This window comes from Paracoccus sp. (in: a-proteobacteria) (genome assembly GCF_032007265.1).
Lineage (GTDB): Bacteria > Pseudomonadota > Alphaproteobacteria > Rhodobacterales > Rhodobacteraceae > Paracoccus.
Genome location: NZ_DALZMB010000207.1, coordinates 1 through 2,105, shown reverse-complemented (window position 1 = coordinate 2,105; position 2,105 = coordinate 1). Strand labels below are relative to the sequence as shown.

Here is a 2,105-nt window from a genome sequence, read left to right as displayed (position 1 = left end):
CCAGAACCTGGCGCCCGGCAGCGTCGGCCGCTTCGCGCGCCAGCCGTGCGGCCGCAATATTCAGCGATTGCACGCGATCAGCCGCGCCGGCGATGCGCAGCCGGCAGGCATTGGCGCCAAAGCTGTTGGTCAAGATCAGATCTGATCCCGCAGCAACCATGCCATGATGCAGGGCGCGCACCTTGTCTGGGTGCTTTTCACACCACAAATCAGGCGCCTCGCCAGGAGCAAGGCCCATATTGTAAAGGTTCGTCCCGGTGGCGCCATCGGCCAACAGCCATTCGCGCGCATCCAGAAGTCGGCTCAGCGGATCGGTTCCCAAACGGAATCCTCCAGCTTATCACGGCAGGACCGCCGGTCCTTTTGGTCCGGCGGCTACGATAGCGACCTAGCGCGAGCGGATCATGCCCATGATCCCCTTGGTCTGTTCGACAATGGGATATGCAATTGCCTGTGCGCGCTCGGCCCCTCGACCCAGAATACAGTCAATTTCTGCCGGGTCTGCCATGAACTGCGTCATTTTCGCAGTAATCGGTGCCAAAATCTCGACCGCGACCTCGGCCAATGCAGGTTTGAATGTGCCAAAACCCTGACCTTCAAAGCGGCCCAGGATGTCTTCGACGCTTTCGCCAGTCAGGGCGGCATAGACATTGACCAGATTGCGCGCCTCGGGGCGGTCTTTCAGCCCCTCGGCAGTGGCGGGCAGAGGTTCGGCATCGGTCCGTGCTTTGCGGATTTTCTGCACGATCGTATCTGCATCATCGGTCAGGTTGATGCGGCTGGCATCGGATGGGTCCGATTTCGACATCTTCTTGCTGCCATCACGCAAGGACATCACGCGGGTTGCTGTGCCTTCGATCAGGGGCTCGGGCGCAGGAAAGAATTCGACGCCATAGTCATGGTTGAACTTGGCAGCAATGTCGCGGGTCAGCTCGACATGCTGTTTCTGGTCCTCGCCCACCGGAACGGCGGTTGCGTGATAGGCCAGAATGTCGGCAGCCATCAGCGAGGGATAGGCATAAAGGCCAAGGCTGACGTTTTCGCTGTTCTTGCCCGCTTTGTCCTTGAACTGGGTCATGCGGTTCATCCAGCCCAGACGCGCGACACAGTTGAACAGCCAGGCCAATTCGGCATGGGCCGGAACCTGGCTTTGGTTGAACAGGATGGATTGCTCTGGGTCGACACCCGAGGCCATGAAGGCGGCAGCGATTTCGCGCGTGCGACGCGTCAATTCGGCCGGATCTTGCCAGACAGTTATCGCATGCAGGTCCACGACGCAGTAAATCGTCTCGGGGCCAGTCCCCTGAAAGCCAGCAAAACGGCGCAATGCGCCCAGATAGTTGCCCAAAGTCAGGCCACCAGAAGGCTGGATTCCAGAAAAGATACGGGGTTGGAAGCTTGTCGACATGCCAGTACCTGCTTGGAAATTCTCAGTTGCTGGCTTACCCCTTGGCCGAAGCAGGCGCAACCGCCCTGTCAAGAGCATGCCGGAAAGGATGTCGTTGATGCGTCAAGGATTCGAGGAATCGCCACTTAATCCAGTCCCTGCGGTGGTCTGGCTGCTGGCGCTGCCCATGATCGCCTGCGAGGCTGTATTCGGGCTGGCGCGGTTGGGATTTCTCAGCGCAGGCAATGGCGGTGCGGGCAGGGGGATGGCCATGCGCCAGATCGCAGCCGAGAAATCGGCCTTTGCCCCGAATATGCTTCTGGACATGTGGAGCCATGGCCAGATCATCCCCCAGCAGCTTTTGCGCCTTGTGACCTATCCCTTTGTCAATTTGTCGTTGACCCAGGCCGTGTTCGTGATCGCATTCACCTTGGCTTTGGGCAATCTGATCGCCAATCAATTTCGCGCCTGGGCGGTGGTCGCGCTTTTCCTCGGCTCGGCGATTGGCGGGGCGCTGATTTATACGCTGATCGCAGGACTGTTCCCGCAGACCCGGTTTGAGCCTTTGATTGGTGGCTATCCGGCCGTTTACGGCTTTGTCGGGGCCTTTACCTTTTTGCTGTGGCTGCGGCTGGGCCAAGAGAATGCCAACCGTATGCGCGCCTTTAGCCTGATCGGCATGCTGCTGCTGTTTCAGCTGGTCTTTGGCATCATCTTT

General features: G+C 59.1%; 3 protein-coding genes. 1 reads left to right on the top strand and 2 read right to left on the bottom strand.

Annotated features, from left to right (window positions below; genetic code table 11):
• Together RTS12_RS20705 and trpS are read right to left on the bottom strand one after the other, a co-directional pair.
• A partial coding sequence (locus tag RTS12_RS20705) for a homocysteine S-methyltransferase family protein (RefSeq protein ID WP_312532045.1) occupies window positions 1-322 on the bottom strand: 322 nt, incomplete at its 3' end.
• Window positions 323-388: 66 nt separating this feature from the next.
• Complete coding sequence (gene trpS / locus RTS12_RS20700; protein ID WP_312532043.1) at window positions 389-1,408, bottom strand: tryptophan--tRNA ligase; 1,020 nt, start codon at window positions 1,406-1,408, stop codon at window positions 389-391.
• A gap of 97 nt (window positions 1,409-1,505) precedes the next feature.
• Between trpS and RTS12_RS20695 the strand changes: the two genes are divergently transcribed.
• A partial coding sequence (locus RTS12_RS20695) for a rhomboid family intramembrane serine protease (RefSeq protein ID WP_312532041.1) occupies window positions 1,506-2,105 on the top strand: 600 nt, incomplete at its 3' end.

Excerpts from the sequence above, each read along its gene's own strand:
- trpS (WP_312532043.1), bottom strand. The coding sequence starts at position 1,408 with ATGTCGACAAGCTTCCAACCCCGTATCTTTTCTGGAATCCAGCCTTCT.